This is a genomic window from Herbinix hemicellulosilytica (genome assembly GCF_002904165.1).
Lineage (GTDB): Bacteria > Bacillota > Clostridia > Lachnospirales > Lachnospiraceae > Mobilitalea > Mobilitalea hemicellulosilytica.
The window spans coordinates 302,376-319,264 of sequence record NZ_CVTD020000015.1 but is presented as its reverse complement, the minus strand read 5'-3'; the positions used below and the strand labels follow the sequence as shown (position 1 = coordinate 319,264).

Sequence of the window (16,889 nt, the reverse complement as noted above, 5' to 3'; positions counted from 1 at the left end):
TAATATTTTGTTTACAGTTTGTTTACGGTGCCTGACACTCTTAAGAAATCTTTAAGATTTTTATCTGTTTGTATTTAAGAAACCACCGTTACAATAAATACGACGGTGATGATAGGAGGTAAGCCTGATATGGAAACAGCAAGAATTTTAGTTGTTGATGATGACAAAACCATAGCCGGGGCAATAGAAAAGTTGTTGGTTATGGAAGGTTATGAGGTAATTAAAGCCTACAACGGTATGGAGGCTTTGGATGCACTTGTATCCAATGATGTGCAGCTTATTATTCTTGATATTATGATGCCAAAGCTTGACGGTTTGTCTACTATGATGAAGGTAAGAGACGGCAAAAATATTCCGATTATTTTACTGTCTGCAAAATCCGAAGACTCCGATAAGATTTTGGGGCTTTCTATGGGCGCGGATGATTATGTTACAAAACCCTTCAATCCGCAGGAGCTTGTTGCCAGGGTAAAAAGTCAGCTAAGAAGGTACCTGCACCTTGGGGCAAAAGACAGTGCAAACGGAACATCAAAAATTGTTGTTGGTGGTCTTTGCATGGATGTGGAAAAGGCGGAATTTACGGTGGACGGAGAACCGGTTAAGTTAACGGCAAAGGAATTTAAAATCCTGGAGTTTCTTATGAAAAATGCCGGCCGGGTTTTCTCTGCCGAGCAAATCTATGAAAAGGTATGGCAGGAGCCTGCGTATTCGGTTGAAAATACGGTAATGGTCCATATCAGGCGGATTCGAGAAAAAATCGAAATTAATCCGAAGGAACCGAAATATCTAAAGGTGGTGTGGGGAATTGGTTACAAGATTGAGAAAGTTTAACAGAAGCAAAGGTTTAAAAGCCACGGCTTTTTTACTGGCGGTAGTATTTATAACAGCTATCGTATTGCATGTGGTTTATATCTATTACCGTAATTATGATTTGGAACCTTTATTTGAGGAGGAATATACGAAAAGTAAAGAATTTTTAAATGATGAGCTTACACCGATTATTGATGAAATGCACGACTATTTGGCTACCAGTATTAAGCCGGACAAGGAATTTCATTATTATTACTTTTTTACCGACGAAGTTAACACCTACAATAATATTTCATTGGATGAACTTCAAAAACTTAAATATAAATATGAAGTTTTGATTCAGCCCTGGTTGTATAAGGAATTTAAAACTGTCCAGGATAAATCAAAAGAATATACTTTATATCTGGCATTTCCGGATGATTATATTCAAAAAAGGCAAGCGGTATGGAACGATATAAGATCAGAGCTGATCCCGATAACGGTATCGTTTTTACAATCGGTTATAGCTGCCCTTATATGCCTGGGATATTTGATTGTTGTTGCGGGCAGGAAAGCGGAAGATGACAAGGTCCATCTGTCACCTTATACTGACAGGATTTATAGTGATATTCAAGCAGGGGGAATACTGTTTACTCTATTTATATGGTTTTATATATGTGGCAACACATTAATGGATAATAACTATCAAAACAGTAACCTTACCGCTGATCAAACAATTTCGATGATTGCCATCGGAATTATTACCGCTATTGCAGCAAGTATCTGCGTGATGTTTCTTCTTAGCCTTGTAAGAAAATTAAAAGCGGGGAAACTTATTAAACATACTTTAATTTTTGCCATATTATCCGGTATCAGTAACTTTGTAAGAAGCTTTTTTAACGACAGCAGATTTGAACATTATCCGCTTACAAAGTCCTTAAACCGCAGGCAGGTAATTTTCACAGTATCCAGCGGATTTATGGTTTTCATTTTCTTTATTTCAATGTTTATTAATCCATTTTTCGGGATATTTGCAATTTTTTTAGAAGGTTTAATTATATATTGGTACTTTAACGAGAACAAAAAGACTTTTGAAGAGATCAATCTGGGATTTCAGGAAAGTTATAAAGAAATGATGAAATCCGAAAAAATGAAAGTCGATTTGATAACAAATGTTTCACATGATCTTAAAACGCCCCTTACTTCTATAATAAGTTATGTGGAACTCTTGTCCAAGGAAGACCTGCCGGAAACTGCCAGGGATTATGTAAAAATACTGGCCGAAAAATCCGAAAGGTTAAAAAATATTGTATCGGACCTCTTTGAACTTGCAAAAAGTACCAGCGGCAACCTTCCGTTAAATCTTGAAAATTTGGATTTAAAAAAGCTTATAGAACAGACTTTGGCTGATATGGAAGATGATATAAAAAAGACAAATTTGCGGATTAAGACAAATCTTACGGAAAATCCGGTATACATTTACTCGGACGGTAAGAAACTTTACAGGGTATTTCAAAATATCATCGGTAATGCATTAAAATATTCGCTTTCGGGAACCAGAGTATTTATTGATATGGAAACCGCCAATAATTATGTAAATGTAACCGTAAAAAATACGGCATCATATGATATGGATTTTACCGCTGAGGAGATTCTTCAAAGATTCAACAGAGGTGATAAGTCAAGATCAACCGAAGGCAGCGGACTTGGTTTATCTATAGCTGAAAGTTTTACTCAGGCATGCGGTGGGACTTTCAAAGTAGAAATAGACGGTGACCAGTTTAAAGTGAAAATGGGATTTCCGATTTCGAGATAGGTGTCAGGCACTGTGAATAAAATGTTAACTTCTGTTAACAATTTATTTACAGTGCCTGACACCATTAACATTATGTGGTATAATAATTCCTTGAAGGAGGACTAGATATGAATGATACCATAAGAACTCAATTGGAACATCGGACTATACGAGAGTATGAAAATAGACCTGTACCTGAAGAAATTATAAAGCAATTAATTCAGGTGGCATGCCGTACGGCTACATCCAACGGGCTTCAGGCTTGTTCTATAATCAGGATAACAGACCAGGCCATAAAAGACGAGCTTGCCGATATCTGCAAACAGGAATATGTGGCCAGGATGCCTGAACTTTGGATATTTATTGTGGATCAGTACCGTAACGGCCAAATCGCAAAGGAAAAAGACTGCCATGAGGAAAGCATAAGGGATATGGACCGGTTTTTCCAGGCCTTTACCGATGCTGTCCTGATGGCTCAGAATGTGGTAAATGCCGCCGAAAGCATTGGGCTTGGGACCGTTTATTTCGGAAGCATATTAAATGATGCGGATAGGGTTATAAAGCTTCTTGACCTTCCGAAACTGACTTTTCCTGCCCTGGGACTGGGATTTGGATACCCGAATCAAAACCCGCAGCTTAAACCCAGGATGGACATGGAATTGAGAATGTTTGAGAACAAATACAAATGTTTTGACAGTTATCTTGATATGATTAAAGAATATGACGAAATCATGCAGACATATTATGATTTGAGGCAGTCCAACCAAAGGGTGGACAGCTTCAGCAATCAGGTTGTAACCAAGCTAAAAAATATTAATCCTATAAGGCAAAGAATAATGAATGTTATTGTAAACCAAGGTTTTGATCTGATGCTTGATAAGGCGGACCAAAAATGATAATCTAACTTGATAAACCATCATTTAACTAAAATTAATATAAAAACAGTAAATTAGCCACAAGAGAGTAATTTTAAAGGAGATATTATATTTTATGAAAGGAATTATACTGGCCGGGGGATCCGGCACCAGACTATATCCCCTTACGATGGTGACATCCAAGCAGCTTTTGCCTGTTTATGATAAGCCTATGATTTATTATCCTCTTTCTACCCTTATGCTGGCAGGTATACGGGATATTTTGATTATTTCGACACCTACAGACCTTCCAAATTTCGAAAGGCTGCTGGGTGACGGTTCAAACTACGGTATTAATCTTAGTTATGCAGTGCAGCCTTCGCCTGACGGACTGGCACAGGCTTTTATAATAGGTGAAAAATTTATAGACGGAGATGCTTGCGCCATGATTCTGGGAGATAATATCTTCCATGGCAGCGGGCTTAAAAAGCATCTTAGGGAAGCCGCAGAAAGAACATATGGGGCAACCATATTCGGTTATTATGTCGATGATCCCGAAAGATTTGGCATAATAGAATTTGATGAAAACGGAAAAGCTATATCCATAGAGGAAAAGCCGGCAAATCCGAAATCAAACTATTGTGTTACGGGCCTGTATTTTTACGATAACCGGGTCTGTGAGTTTGCAAAGAAGGTTAAACCGTCTAAAAGGGGAGAACTTGAGATAACAGACCTTAACAGAATGTATCTTGAGGACGGCTCATTAAATGTTGTCACTTTAGGAAGGGGCTATGCCTGGTTGGATGCGGGGACTATAGATTCTTTAAGCGATGCATCCGAATTTGTCAGGGTAATAGAAACCAGGCAGGGCATCCAGATAGCCGCCCTTGAAGAAATTGCATATATAAACGGTTGGATTACAAGGGAAAAACTTTTGGAGGCGGCAAAAACATACGGAAAATCCAATTACGGAATCCATCTGATGAAGGTGGCAGAAGGTAAAATACTTTATTAGGACAACTTGAAAAATGCGACAATTAGGAGAGCTTAGACTATGAACATAAGAGAAACTAAAGTAAAAGATTTGTATATTTTGGAACCTATTGTACATGGCGACAACAGGGGCTGGACCATGGAAAGCTGGTCCAAAAAGACTTTAGAAGAGGCAGGCTTATATTATAACTTTGTACAGGATAATCATTCTTATTCTGCCCATAAAGGGATATTAAGAGGACTGCATTTTCAACTAGGTGACGCCGCACAGGCTAAACTTGTCCGTTGCATACGGGGGGCGGTTTTGGATGTGGCAGTGGACATGAGAAAAGGTTCCCCCACCTATATGAAATGGGAAGCAGTGGAATTGACCGAAGATAATTTTAGACAGCTTCTTATACCCAGAGGATTTTTGCATGGGTTTCTTACATTGACAGACAAGGTGGAAATTGTATATAAACTTGACAACTATTATAACAGGGAAGCGGACAGAAGCATACGCTGGGATGACCCGGATTTAAATATAGACTGGGGTATTGATAATCCCATACTGTCGGATAAAGACAGAAACGCCCCTTACCTTAAGGACAGTGACATAGATTTCTACTATTAATAAATCAAAATTTGAATTTCTAAAACATATGATAAATTAAAAAGGGACCATCTCTTGTCAGATATAATAACTCATAGCGCTTTTTGATTTTCTAAATCTGACAGGAGATCGGTTCCGTTTTTACAGGTTTTACATGAACTTATATCATTAAACCGATATATAAAATTTATCTATCATTGTTAAGCATTTATATGATATTATTAAAAAAACGATAACTTTTGAAATAAAGGTGGTAATCCGTATGAAAATGCTTATAACCGGCGGTGCCGGATTTATCGGTGGGAACTTTATTCATTATATGATAGAAAATCATCCTAAGGATTATATTATTTGCCTGGACAAGCTTACATATGCAGGAAATCTTGAAACACTGGAGCCTGTGATGAATAAGGAAAATTTTAAGTTCATCAAAGGCGACATAGCGGATAGAAGTTTTATCTACAAGCTGTTTGAAGAAGAAAAGCCCGATGTGGTTGTAAATTTTGCGGCTGAAAGCCATGTCGACAGGTCCATAAGCGATCCCGGTGTATTTTTGCAGACAAATATTATCGGAACGGGCGTACTTTTAGATGCCTGCAGAATATACGGAATAGAAAGGTTTCACCAGGTTTCTACGGATGAGGTATATGGGGATCTTCCCCTTGACAGGCCGGACTTGATGTTTACGGAAGAAACGCCCATACATGCTTCAAGCCCGTATTCCGCATCCAAAGCCTCGGCTGATCTATTAGTACTAGCATATCATAGAACATACGGACTTCCGGTGACTGTATCCAGATGTTCCAATAATTACGGCCCATACCAATTTCCAGAAAAGTTAATTCCTCTGATGATAGCTAATGCCCTCAACGACAAACCCCTTCCCGTATACGGTAAAGGTGAAAATGTAAGAGACTGGCTTTATGTTATCGATCACTGCAGGGCCATTGATATGATAATCAGAAAAGGGAAAGCAGGAGAGATATATAATATCGGAGGACATAACGAAAAGACAAATCTTGAGGTAGTAAAGACCATATTAAGGGAACTTGGAAAAAGCGAAGATCTTATAAAGTTTGTCGCAGACAGGCCGGGACATGATAAAAGATATGCCATTGATCCTTCAAAGATCAGAAAAGAACTTGGTTGGGAACCTACCACCCTGTTTGATGAAGGTATAAAACTTACAATCAGATGGTACCTTGATAACAGAAAGTGGTGGGAGAATATTATAAGCGGTGAATATCAGGATTATTATAAAAAAATGTACGGTAACCGTATTTCTCATTAATTTTAATTCCTAAACATCATGCTAAACTTTAGGGCAATAACGGCAAATGTTTTTTCTGTACTTCATCTATAGGGGGATTCGATTTTCGAAAAGAATAATTGTCACTGAGCTAGCCGGTACAATGAATAATTTTCAGTACAAAATGAGGGGGTTTAAATGGCAAACGATGACAGCTATATTGAGTTTAAAAACTATTTTGACATACATGCTCACATACTTCCCGAAGTAGATGATGGGGCAACAGATTTAACCGAAACGGTAAATATGCTTAAATTAGCGGCATCGGAAAATATTACTACTATTATTGCGACACCTCATTATGTATGCGGAAGAAATAATCCTGAGCCGGATTATCTTGAAAAATTAAGGTTGCGGGTTCAAAAAGAGGCTTACGATATAAATAAGGACATGAGAATACTTCTTGGCAACGAAATATTTTACAGTGAGTCTGTTATTGAAGACTTAAAGCGGGGAAAGGCTCTTACCTTAGCGGGGAGCAGGTATGTACTAGTGGAATTTTCAATTAGTGAAAGCTATAATACTATATATAATGCGGTGACAAAATTAATCAATAACGGGTACTGGCCTGTCCTTGCTCATGCCGAACGATATATTTGCCTACATAAAAGAACAGACTTAATCAAGGAACTTATAAAGGCAGGTTGTTATATACAGGTGAATGCTTCCGGTATTGTAGGAAATATATTAAATTCCAAGGCAGTCTATCTACGAAAACTTATTAGCAGCGGACTGGTACATTTTCTGGGAAGCGACTGCCACGACTGCAATATAAGGCCTCCTATTATGGAAACAGCCGTAAGGTATATGATTAAAAAATGCGATATTAATTTATCAGAAATACTATATGAAAACCCTTTTAAAATACTTGAGAATAATTACATATAATAGAAAGCCTCAGAGTAAAACGACTATCAAAAAAGAGGCTTAAGAAAACTTGAGTACCAGAAAAGTTTTGCTGATAAAACGGATACTACGAAATGTTAGGGTTAACAGTAGAGTAAATATTTTTATCGGGAATACATCCTAAATTGGTAAAATATTATAAAATTAAACATATGGGTTTACATACTAATAATTAAATAGTATAATAAATACTACCCACAGAAAGGGAGGGAGTATTTATATGCTAAGAATCTTTATATGTCCAAAGTGTTTTAATTACAGGATTGTATCAAGAAAACCTGATGCAACTTGCTTCCATTGTGGTGCCAGATTATATAAAAGTGATCTGGATTATGTCGATTACATAGAAATGAGTATGGCGGAACGCTTAAAATATAAAGAAAAATTTATCGAAAGAATGAAATTGATAAAAGATAACATGGACAATTATTATACCGAACAAGAAATGAAAAAGTAGGAAAATACGATGGCGAGAAAAATAATAGATAGTAAACTGGCTGTAAGAAGATTGAGTTTAATATTATGTGACATGGCAGTAATCATTGCATCAAGTGCATTGGGATTACTGCTTCGTTTTGATTTGGCATTTTCGAAGGTAGATACGCGATTTGTAGAATCACTGTGGCGTTATCTACCTATTAATATGATATGCACTTTGATAATTTTTTACATACTTAGGCTCTATCACAGTATATGGCAGTTTGCCGGAATAGTGGAGATGCAGAATGTAACTGCCGCATGTGTGATGTCGACACTCATGCAATTTGCAGGTTTACAAATAATGGGCCTTCCGGTTCCAAGAAGCTATCATTTTCTGTACGGCGGTGTGTTATTTTTTCTTACTTTAGGTAACCGATTTGCATACCGTTTTTTCAGATATTTAAAGCGATTAGTAAAAAACAGTAACGCAGTGAAAAATGTAATGATAATAGGCGGTGGAAATGCTGCCAATGCTATAATAAGAGAGATACGGACCAGTGACCATATCCATAATACCGATGTTAAATGTATAATAGACGATGAACCGTCAAAACAGGGTACTTACATCCAGGGCGTAAAAGTAGTAGGAACCAGAAACGATATAGTTGAAACGGCAAATTTGTATCATATAGATGAAATAATTATAGCCATGCCGTCGGTTTCAAAGAGAACAATCCGCGAAATAGTGGAGATATGCCAGCAGACCAGTTGTTCCTTAAAAATCTTACCCGGTATGTATCAACTTATGAACGGTGAAGTAAGCGTAAGCCAGTTAAGGGACGTTGAAGTGGAGGATTTGCTTGGCAGGGACAGCATCAAAGTTGATTTGGATTCAATAATGGATTATGTCAAGGATAAGGTTATACTGGTAACCGGAGGAGGCGGATCCATAGGAAGCGAGCTTTGCAGGCAGTTGGCATCTCATAAGCCGAAACAGCTTATAATAGTTGACATCTATGAGAACAATGCCTATGAAATACAGCAGGAATTGAAGGCTCACCATCCTGAACTGGATTTGGTTGTATTAATAGCTTCCGTAAGAAGTGCTACAAGAATGAATTACATATTCAAAACATACAAGCCGCAGATAGTATTTCATGCGGCTGCCCATAAACATGTGCCTTTGATGGAAGACAGCCCGGGTGAAGCCATAAAAAATAATGTACTGGGTACTCTTAATGTTGTTCAGGCAGCGGACCTTTACGGAACTGAGAGATTTGTACTTATTTCTACAGATAAAGCCGTAAATCCGACTAACATAATGGGGGCATCCAAACGAATCTGTGAAATGATAATACAAACATATAACAAGAGATCCAAGACCGAGTTCGTTGCTGTAAGATTCGGAAACGTACTGGGCTCAAACGGAAGCGTAATTCCGCTGTTTAAAAAGCAGATAAAAGAAGGTGGCCCCGTAACAGTAACCCATCCTGATATAATCAGATATTTTATGACCATACCGGAAGCCGTATCCTTAGTTCTTCAGGCAGGTGCTTTTGCCAAGGGCGGGGAAATATTTGTGCTTGATATGGGCGAGCCGGTAAGGATACTTGCTCTTGCAGAAAATTTGATAAGGTTATCAGGATTTAAGCCTTATGAGGATATAATGATAGAATTTACTGGACTTCGTCCCGGTGAGAAGCTGTATGAAGAACTTCTGATGGACGAAGAAGGCTTGCAGTCGACAGCGAATAATCTTATATTTATAGGAAAACCCATAGATATAGACGAAGAGAAATTCTTAAGGCAGCTTGAAGAATTAAAAGAAATCAATTTTATGGAGCCGGATGTTATAAGGAAGAAAGTAAAAGAGATTGTGCCGACGTATAAATATGATAAAAAGTAGAAGTTGTATATTTGATTTTTCAGTTATATCAAGCATGATAGATGAGGGATAGTATGGTTTATATAAAGATTAAAAGGATTCTTGATATAGTTCTTTCATTATTGGCATGTGTGTTGCTGCTACCGTTGTTTCTGATAATTATTGCTGCTATAAAGCTTGATTCAAAAGGTCCTATCTTTTTCAAACAGAAACGGGTAGGCATAAATAAAAGTCATTTTTATATTTTAAAATTCAGAACCATGAGGATTGATACGCCTAAAGATGTACCTACTCATTTGCTTGAAAATCCCGAGCAATGGATTACCAGAGTAGGAAAATTCTTAAGAAAGACAAGTCTTGATGAACTTCCTCAGATTTTCAATATATTGGCAGGTCATATGAGTATTATAGGGCCCAGGCCTGCTTTATGGAATCAATTTGATTTAATTGAGGAAAGAGATAAATATGGTGCCAACAATATCAGACCCGGGCTTACAGGCTGGGCACAAATTCATGGCAGAGATGAACTGTCCATTGAGGAAAAGTCAAGGCTTGACGGAGAATATGTAAAAAATATAGGTTTTAAAATGGACATTAAATGTTTCTTCGGGACCATTATATCGGTACTTAGGAGTGACGGTGTGGTAGAAGGCGGTACCGGTACTTTAGAGAAGCAAAAGAATGTTATAAATAGGGAGAGAACAGCGGAATGAAAAAAGTTCTTATAACGGGAGCTAACAGTTATATTGGGACAAGTTTTGAACGGTGGGTATCACAATATCCGGACCGTTATAAAGTTGATACAGTGGATATGAAAGACGGCTCCTGGCGTGATAAGGACTTTTCTTATTATGATGTTGTATTTCATGTAGCCGGTATAGCTCATGTATCATCTGATCCGAAATTAAAAGATTTATATTACCGTGTAAACAGAGATTTAACTATAGAAACAGCTAAAAAAGCCAAAGCTGAAGGTGTAAAACAGTTCATTTTCATGAGTAGTATAATTGTTTATGGTGACAGCAGCAAGGGAAAAAGAGTAATTGACAGAAACACTATCCCTTCTCCCAGTAATTTTTATGGGGATAGCAAGCTTCAGGCAGAAATAGGATTAAAAGCTTTGGAGGATGAAAATTTTAAAATAGTTATACTTAGGCCACCGATGATTTATGGCAAAGGGTCTAAAGGTAATTATCCAAAGTTATCAAAAGCAGCACAGATACTTCCTATATTTCCTGATATCGAAAATGAACGGAGTATGCTTCATATAGACAATCTGTGTGAGTTTATCAGATTGATGATAGATAATGAAGAAAGAGGATTGTTCTTTCCTCAAAATGCTGAATATGTAAAAACCAGCGAGATGGTTAGGTTGATAGCGGAGGTTCATGGAAAGAAGATAAGATTAACGAAAGTATTTAATCCGATTATAAAAATGATGTACGGAATAAATGTAGTTAATAAGGTGTTTGGTAATTTGGTATATGATATGAATTTGAGTGAATATAATAAAGGTAATTATCGGATTAGAGGTTTTAGAGAATCTATTGTTTTTGCGGAGTGTGAAAATGAATGCAACTTAAATATAGTGTATTAATGTCAATATATAAAAAAGAAAAACCAGAATATTTTATTCAAAGTATAGAAAGTATGATTAATCAGACACTTAGACCAGATGAAATTGTCATTGTAAAAGATGGTGAATTAACAAAAGATTTAGAAAATATAATTGAACATTACATATACAAGTATCCTGGCTTATTTAATATAGTACCTCTTAAAGAAAACGTAGGGTTGGGAAAAGCTCTAGATGAAGGGTTAAAATATTGTAAAAATGAACTAGTTGCTAGGATGGATACAGATGATATTTCGTTGCCAGAACGGTGTGAAATACAAGTTAAAGAGTTTATTAAAAACCCTAAGTTAAGTATTGTAGGAACTATGATTGATGAATTTTATGATGATCCTAAAAATGTAATATCTTCTAGGATAGTACCGACTTCAAATTATGAGATTCACAAATTTATTAAGCGTAGAAGCCCATTTAATCATCCGACAGTAATGTTTAAAAAATCGGATGTTATTCGTTGTGGTATAATGATACCAGAAATTAAGACAGACAAAACGGCCAAAATAAGTTAGAATGGAACTATGGAAAAGAGAAGAAATTTTACACCGGAAGAAAAAGCAAAAATAGTGATTGAGGTCTTAAGGGAAGAAAGAACGCTGAATGAGATTGCTGCCGAATATGAAATACATCCGAACCAGCTAAGTCGCTGGAAGGCAGAATTCATAAGCAATGCAGGCAGAGTTTTCAGCAAGGAAACTGATGAAGTAGAGAAGGTCAAACAGTCGTATGAAAAGGAGAAGGACGAACTGTTTAAGCAAATTGGACAACTTTCATATGAGGTTGCCTGGCTTAAAAAAAAATCTGGCCGACTCTAAGTCCCGTGAAGACCGCATGAAGATGATTGACAGAGAAGAAAAGAAACTGAGCATCACAAAGCAAGCCGAACTGTTGGGAATTAACCGTACAAGCCTTTACTACAAGCCGGTTCCAGTAAATGATGAGGAATACCTGATTAAGCGTATTATTGATGAGATTTACACGGCTCATCCGGAGTATGGCTACCGCAGGATGACGAATATCCTGAACCGGGATTATCACATTCATATCAATCGAAAGCGAACCCGGCGTTACATGAGGGAAATGGGGATCCATGGTTTCTGTCCTGGACCTAATCTTAGCAAACGTCTGCATGGCAAGTATTTGTATCCGTATTTGCTGAGAGGCTTGAATATTGATCATCCAAACCAGGTATGGTCTATAGACATAACATACTGCCGGATGAAACGTGGTTTTATGTACATGGTAGCCATTATAGACTGGTATTCCCGGTATATTGTTGGATTTGAGTTATCAAATACTTTGGAAAGGACATTTGTATTAGAGGCAATAAAAAAGGCGATCAAACGGTACGGGAAACCTGAAATTATGAACAGTGACCAAGGTTCACAGTTTACCAGTGATGATTACATAAACTTACTAAAAAGTAACAATATAAAAATTTCAATGGATGGGAAAGGAAGAGCACTGGATAACCAAAGGATAGAGCGCTTCTTTCGATCTTACAAGTGGGAAAAGCTTTATCTTGAGGATTGCGAAACAGGGCACCAACTCCGGCAGATTACCAGGGATTATGTTGAATATTATAACAACCGGAGACCTCATCAGTCGTTAGACTACAAAACGCCAGCAGAGTATTATTTCGGGGTTTACAAACAGTTTCAGGCAGTCGTATAAAACCTTGGGGCTCTGCCCCAAACCCCGTCCTCGCCGGAAGGCAGCCGGTCTGTCATGACAGACCGGAAAGAAAAATGATGTATGTGTATTGGATGTCAAGGGTCAAGATGAACTCGCTTACGCTCGCCCTTGACATCCTCAGACATAGTAAATAAATGTAAAATATAGAAATTTAAAGAAAGGAGAATCTAACTTAGAAAAGCTGAAAAATTGTCTTGACAATGGGGGGCATTATATGGTGGTTATGGGAAAATGAAAAGAAAACAAGATTTAGATCTTTTTTCACGAATGTTGAATAATGGATGCTATGCTCTCAATATTGATAAATCTTTGGTGTTGTTTAGGTCAAATGAAGATAATATCAAACGAAGAAAAAGTTGGACATACTGTAAAAGTTATATTTATGTTCAGTATAAAATATGGAGAAGAGGACACTGTAACTTATTAGATTTAGCCTATGTAGTTATAGGTCAACTTGTTTTATTTTTAGCACCAAAATCTTTAGTTAAATTAATTTCTTATAAATATTTACGAAAAAAGTATAAGACATAATTTAGAGGTATCATTATGGTAAAAAATATTGAAAACTATATTAGTACAGCTTTATCAAAATATCCTTTTATAAAAAAAGTGGTAAAACGTGTTTATCAAAGGTCTTTGTATTTACTATCTCCTAAGATAAAGTATGAAGGTGAAATTATTAGTGTTACACCGAGTGATGGATATGAATATTTTTTTGGTTATTATGATAAGTCACCTTGGGATGCATCTGACAGATATATGCTTTGTTTAAGAGTTAAGGACACAACAAAATCTGTTGCACCAAATGATCCTGCAGAAATAATATTAATTGATACTTTTAATAATAATGAAATAAAAGTAATTGGTACAACAAGAACTTGGAATGTTCAACAAGGGTGTATGTTACAATGGTTAGGTCCAGATTTTACAGAAAATATAATATTTAATGATTTTCGTGATGGTAATTATTGCTCTGTCATAATAAACATAAAGTCAGGAGAAGAAAAGGTATTATCAATGCCTGTCTATAGTGTTTCAATGAACGGTAAATTTGCTCTTACACTAGATTTTTCGAGATTACATAGACTAAGAAAGGGATATGGGTATTCAAATTTACCCGATATAACAGCAAATGAAAAGATACCTGATAAACCATGTATTTGGAAAATAGACATAGATACAAATGAATCTACTCCTATATTAAAATACACTGATTTGGTAAATTTTGAAACATCAAATAATATGATCGGAGCTGAACATAAAGTAAATCATATAATGTTAAATCCATCTGGAAATCGCTTTTTGGTATTACATAGATGGATAAAAAATAATAAGAAATATACTAGATTAATAGTTGCCAATATTGATGGAAATGATTTATTTAACTTAAGTGACGATAAGATGGTTTCCCATTGCTATTGGAAGTCAAATATCGAAATTTTAGCTTTTGCTTATAAGAAAAATATAGGTTATGGATATTTTCTAATGAAGGATAAATCTACAGAATTCCAGCATTTATGGCCAGAACTAATAACCGATGGGCATCCTAGTTATTCGCCGGATGGTAGTATGGTGGTCACAGATACTTATCCTGATAGATCTAGATTATCATCTATTTATCTTATTAAAGAGAATAATATTAAAAGAATAGCAAGAGTTTTTGTACCTTTTAAATATGATAATGAGGTACGATGTGATTTACATCCTAGATGGAATAGAGCTGGAAATAAAATATGTTTTGATGCAGTTTTTGAAGGAAAACGAGGTTTATATACAATATCATTAGACTCGTATGGAGGTAAAAATGAAATTTTCAATTATAACACCAGTCTTTAATTCATTCCATTTGATGAAATCTTATTTTTTTAACTTAGAAAATCAAATTTTTAAGGACTTTGAGGTTATAATTATTGATGATAGCTCTACAGATAAGTCTTATGAAAATATTATAAAATATAAAGAATCAAGTAATTTAAATATTAAAGTATTAAGATCTAGAAATAATATGGGACCCGGAATAGCTAGAAATATAGGCTTATCAGAAGCAGTAGGTCAATATATTATCTTTTTAGATAGTGATGACTATATAGATTTGAATTGCCTATTTGATATAAATTTAATCATTGAAAAAAATAAATGCGATTGTGTAATTTTTGACTATTATCATCAAAAAGGTAGTAATAAGAAATATGGGGTATCAATACCTAAACAACCTGAAGGATTTGTAGATATTAAAACTGCTATAGCAAATTCTACAGGGAGTGTATGTTGTAAAGTATATAAAAGAGAAAATATCGAACAAAATGGAATTAGGTTTCCTCAGTTACAGAGATTCGAAGATATGGTATTTAATAAATTGGCTTTATCTTCAAGCAAAGAAATATTTTATTTGAAAAAACCTCTTTATTATTATGTAAAACATGAGGAATCTATTGTACATAATATAAATTATCAAAATACCATTTATGCTGTTTCAGCATTTAACATTGTTGAAGAAAAACTGAAATTTCAATATCCTAATGAAGTTGAGGCTATTTTTATAAAAGAAGTGTTATATTCTACTATAATGCTTTTGATATCCCTAGAAAAAAAACGCCATGATATATTATACCAAATTAATAAATATAACGGAAAATATCCTAATTGGTCAAAGAATAATTATATTAAATATTTCGCATTTCATCAAAAAGTTGTGTTATTTATGATAAAACATAAATTTTTTATAGGATTAAAATTTATGTCTTATTTAAAATCTAAATTAAAATAGTTAATAGAGGTGTTATTAATTTGAGAATTATTTTATATTCAAATACTTGTTCTGATAAAATGTATAATGAATTAAATAAGATAAAGAAAAGGGATTTATTAAATCCATCTCAAAAATATTTTGGTCTATTAGTTAAAGGGTTATTACAAAACAAAAATATAAATGAACTAATACAAGTTACATCAATGCCAGTTGCTCAAGTAAATTGTGAAAAAAAATTATTTAAGAAGATTAAAGAAAAAATTACTGATAAACATACAATTTTATACCCGGGATTTGTTAATTTTACAGCTATTAAAAATATTTTGGTCATGATTAATTCTTTTATATTATCTTTTAAAATATTAAAAGATAAAAATAAAAGAAAAGATACATATATAATATGTGATCCATTAGTTTATGATGTTGCATTATCTGGTTTATTAATTTCAAGGTTATTAAAAATTAGAGCTATTGGAATATTAACAGATATACCAAAGTATATGGCTACAATAGAGAAAAAAGAAAGTACGAATTTTTTTAAAATTAAAAATTGTATTAAGAGAAAATTAATTGATCTTATAATATCAGGATTTGATGGATATGTTTTTTTAACAGAGTATATGAATTCGATATGTAATATTAAAAATAAGCCTTATATTATTATAGAGGGTTTAGTAGAAGCACATAATATAGAAAAAAATGATTTGTTAAGTAAGAGGGAAAAAACAAAAAAAGTAGTTGTATATGCAGGTGGACTACATAAAAAATTTGGTATCGAATCATTAATTAAATCTGCTATTTATTTAGCTGAAAAAAATATTGAAATTCATTTATACGGTGAAGGTGAATATGTTGAAAAACTTATGCAAAGGGGTGAATTACCTAAGAATGTAAAATACTATGGTCTTGTTAGTTTAGAAACAATAATTCAAAAAGAAACAGAAGCTGATTTATTGATTAATCCAAGACCTTCAAATGAAGAATATACAAAATACTCTTTTCCTTCTAAGACGATTGAATACATGAGTACGGGTACGCCAGTATTAACTACAAAATTAGCGGGTATACCTAAAGATTATTATCCATTTTTAAATTTTATAGATATAGAAACACCTGAGGGTATAGCAAATGCTATAATTAGCATTTTAAGTAAACCCGAAACTTATTTAGAAAAGCAGGGTAATGATGCAAAAAAATTTGTTATAGATAAAAAGAATAATATAGTTCAAGGCAGTAAACTATACGATTTATTACGCAAATTATGATGGGTGA

17 protein-coding genes are annotated in these 16,889 nt (G+C 34.8%); all 17 read left to right on the top strand.

All coding sequences use genetic code 11. The features are described 5' to 3' along the window. Positions 1-129: 129 nt before the first annotated feature. Positions 130-831, top strand: a complete 702-nt coding sequence (locus HHT355_RS06510) for a response regulator transcription factor (protein WP_103202616.1) — start codon at positions 130-132, stop codon at positions 829-831. Further along, positions 806-2,605 carry a sensor histidine kinase gene (locus HHT355_RS06505; protein WP_103202615.1) on the top strand — a complete coding sequence of 600 codons (1,800 nt, stop codon included), beginning with the start codon at positions 806-808 and terminating at the stop codon, positions 2,603-2,605. Before HHT355_RS06510 ends, HHT355_RS06505 begins: the two co-directional genes overlap by 26 nt. A 107-nt stretch (positions 2,606-2,712) precedes the next feature. Beyond that, a complete protein-coding gene (locus tag HHT355_RS06500; RefSeq protein ID WP_103202614.1) occupies positions 2,713-3,480 on the top strand; it encodes an NADPH-dependent oxidoreductase in 768 nt (255 codons plus the stop codon). Between the two features lie 94 nt (positions 3,481-3,574). Further along, on the top strand, positions 3,575-4,453 hold the full coding sequence (rfbA, locus tag HHT355_RS06495; RefSeq protein ID WP_103202613.1) for a glucose-1-phosphate thymidylyltransferase RfbA: 879 nt from the start codon (positions 3,575-3,577) through the stop codon (positions 4,451-4,453). A gap of 39 nt (positions 4,454-4,492) precedes the next feature. Next, positions 4,493-5,044 carry a dTDP-4-dehydrorhamnose 3,5-epimerase gene (gene rfbC, locus HHT355_RS06490; protein WP_103202612.1) on the top strand — a complete coding sequence of 184 codons (552 nt, stop codon included), beginning with the start codon at positions 4,493-4,495 and terminating at the stop codon, positions 5,042-5,044. 241 nt (positions 5,045-5,285) lie between these two features. Next, the gene (gene rfbB / locus HHT355_RS06485; protein WP_103202611.1) at positions 5,286-6,314 is read left to right on the top strand and encodes a dTDP-glucose 4,6-dehydratase; all 1,029 of its coding nucleotides are present in this window, start codon (positions 5,286-5,288) and stop codon (positions 6,312-6,314) included. Between the two features lie 156 nt (positions 6,315-6,470). Beyond that, positions 6,471-7,220: a CpsB/CapC family capsule biosynthesis tyrosine phosphatase gene (locus HHT355_RS06480; protein WP_103202610.1), complete on the top strand. Its 750-nt coding sequence runs from the start codon at positions 6,471-6,473 to the stop codon at positions 7,218-7,220. A 238-nt stretch (positions 7,221-7,458) separates the two neighbouring features. Then, entirely contained in the window at positions 7,459-7,695 is a 237-nt protein-coding gene (locus HHT355_RS06475; RefSeq protein ID WP_103202609.1) for a hypothetical protein, read from the top strand. Positions 7,696-7,704: 9 nt separating this feature from the next. After that, on the top strand, positions 7,705-9,564 hold the full coding sequence (locus tag HHT355_RS06470; RefSeq protein ID WP_103202608.1) for a polysaccharide biosynthesis protein: 1,860 nt from the start codon (positions 7,705-7,707) through the stop codon (positions 9,562-9,564). Between the two features lie 53 nt (positions 9,565-9,617). Then, positions 9,618-10,256, top strand: coding sequence for a sugar transferase (locus tag HHT355_RS06465; protein WP_103202607.1), 639 nt, complete (start codon positions 9,618-9,620; stop codon positions 10,254-10,256). After that, positions 10,253-11,140 carry an NAD-dependent epimerase/dehydratase family protein gene (locus tag HHT355_RS06460; RefSeq protein ID WP_103202606.1) on the top strand — a complete coding sequence of 296 codons (888 nt, stop codon included), beginning with the start codon at positions 10,253-10,255 and terminating at the stop codon, positions 11,138-11,140. Before HHT355_RS06465 ends, HHT355_RS06460 begins: the two co-directional genes overlap by 4 nt. Further along, positions 11,116-11,685 (top strand): glycosyltransferase, encoded by a 570-nt coding sequence (locus HHT355_RS06455; RefSeq protein WP_103202605.1) that lies wholly within the window; start codon positions 11,116-11,118, stop codon positions 11,683-11,685. Before HHT355_RS06460 ends, HHT355_RS06455 begins: the two co-directional genes overlap by 25 nt. A 9-nt stretch (positions 11,686-11,694) precedes the next feature. Then, positions 11,695-12,847, top strand: a protein-coding gene (locus HHT355_RS06450; protein ID WP_456298587.1) for an IS3 family transposase whose coding sequence is annotated in 2 segments (ribosomal slippage) — positions 11,695-11,966 and positions 11,965-12,847 — 1,155 coding nt in all. Because the reading frame shifts where the segments join, the coding sequence is not laid out codon by codon here. A 252-nt stretch (positions 12,848-13,099) separates the two neighbouring features. Beyond that, positions 13,100-13,399 (top strand): hypothetical protein, encoded by a 300-nt coding sequence (locus HHT355_RS06445; RefSeq protein WP_103202604.1) that lies wholly within the window; start codon positions 13,100-13,102, stop codon positions 13,397-13,399. Between the two features lie 15 nt (positions 13,400-13,414). After that, a complete protein-coding gene (locus tag HHT355_RS06440; RefSeq protein WP_103202603.1) occupies positions 13,415-14,704 on the top strand; it encodes a TolB-like translocation protein in 1,290 nt (429 codons plus the stop codon). Beyond that, on the top strand, positions 14,673-15,635 hold the full coding sequence (locus HHT355_RS06435) for a glycosyltransferase family 2 protein (RefSeq protein WP_158245908.1): 963 nt from the start codon (positions 14,673-14,675) through the stop codon (positions 15,633-15,635). The genes HHT355_RS06440 and HHT355_RS06435 overlap by 32 nt, the downstream gene beginning before the upstream one ends. Before the next feature lie 20 nt (positions 15,636-15,655). After that, entirely contained in the window at positions 15,656-16,882 is a 1,227-nt protein-coding gene (locus tag HHT355_RS06430) for a glycosyltransferase (RefSeq protein WP_103202601.1), read from the top strand. Positions 16,883-16,889 lie beyond the last annotated feature (7 nt).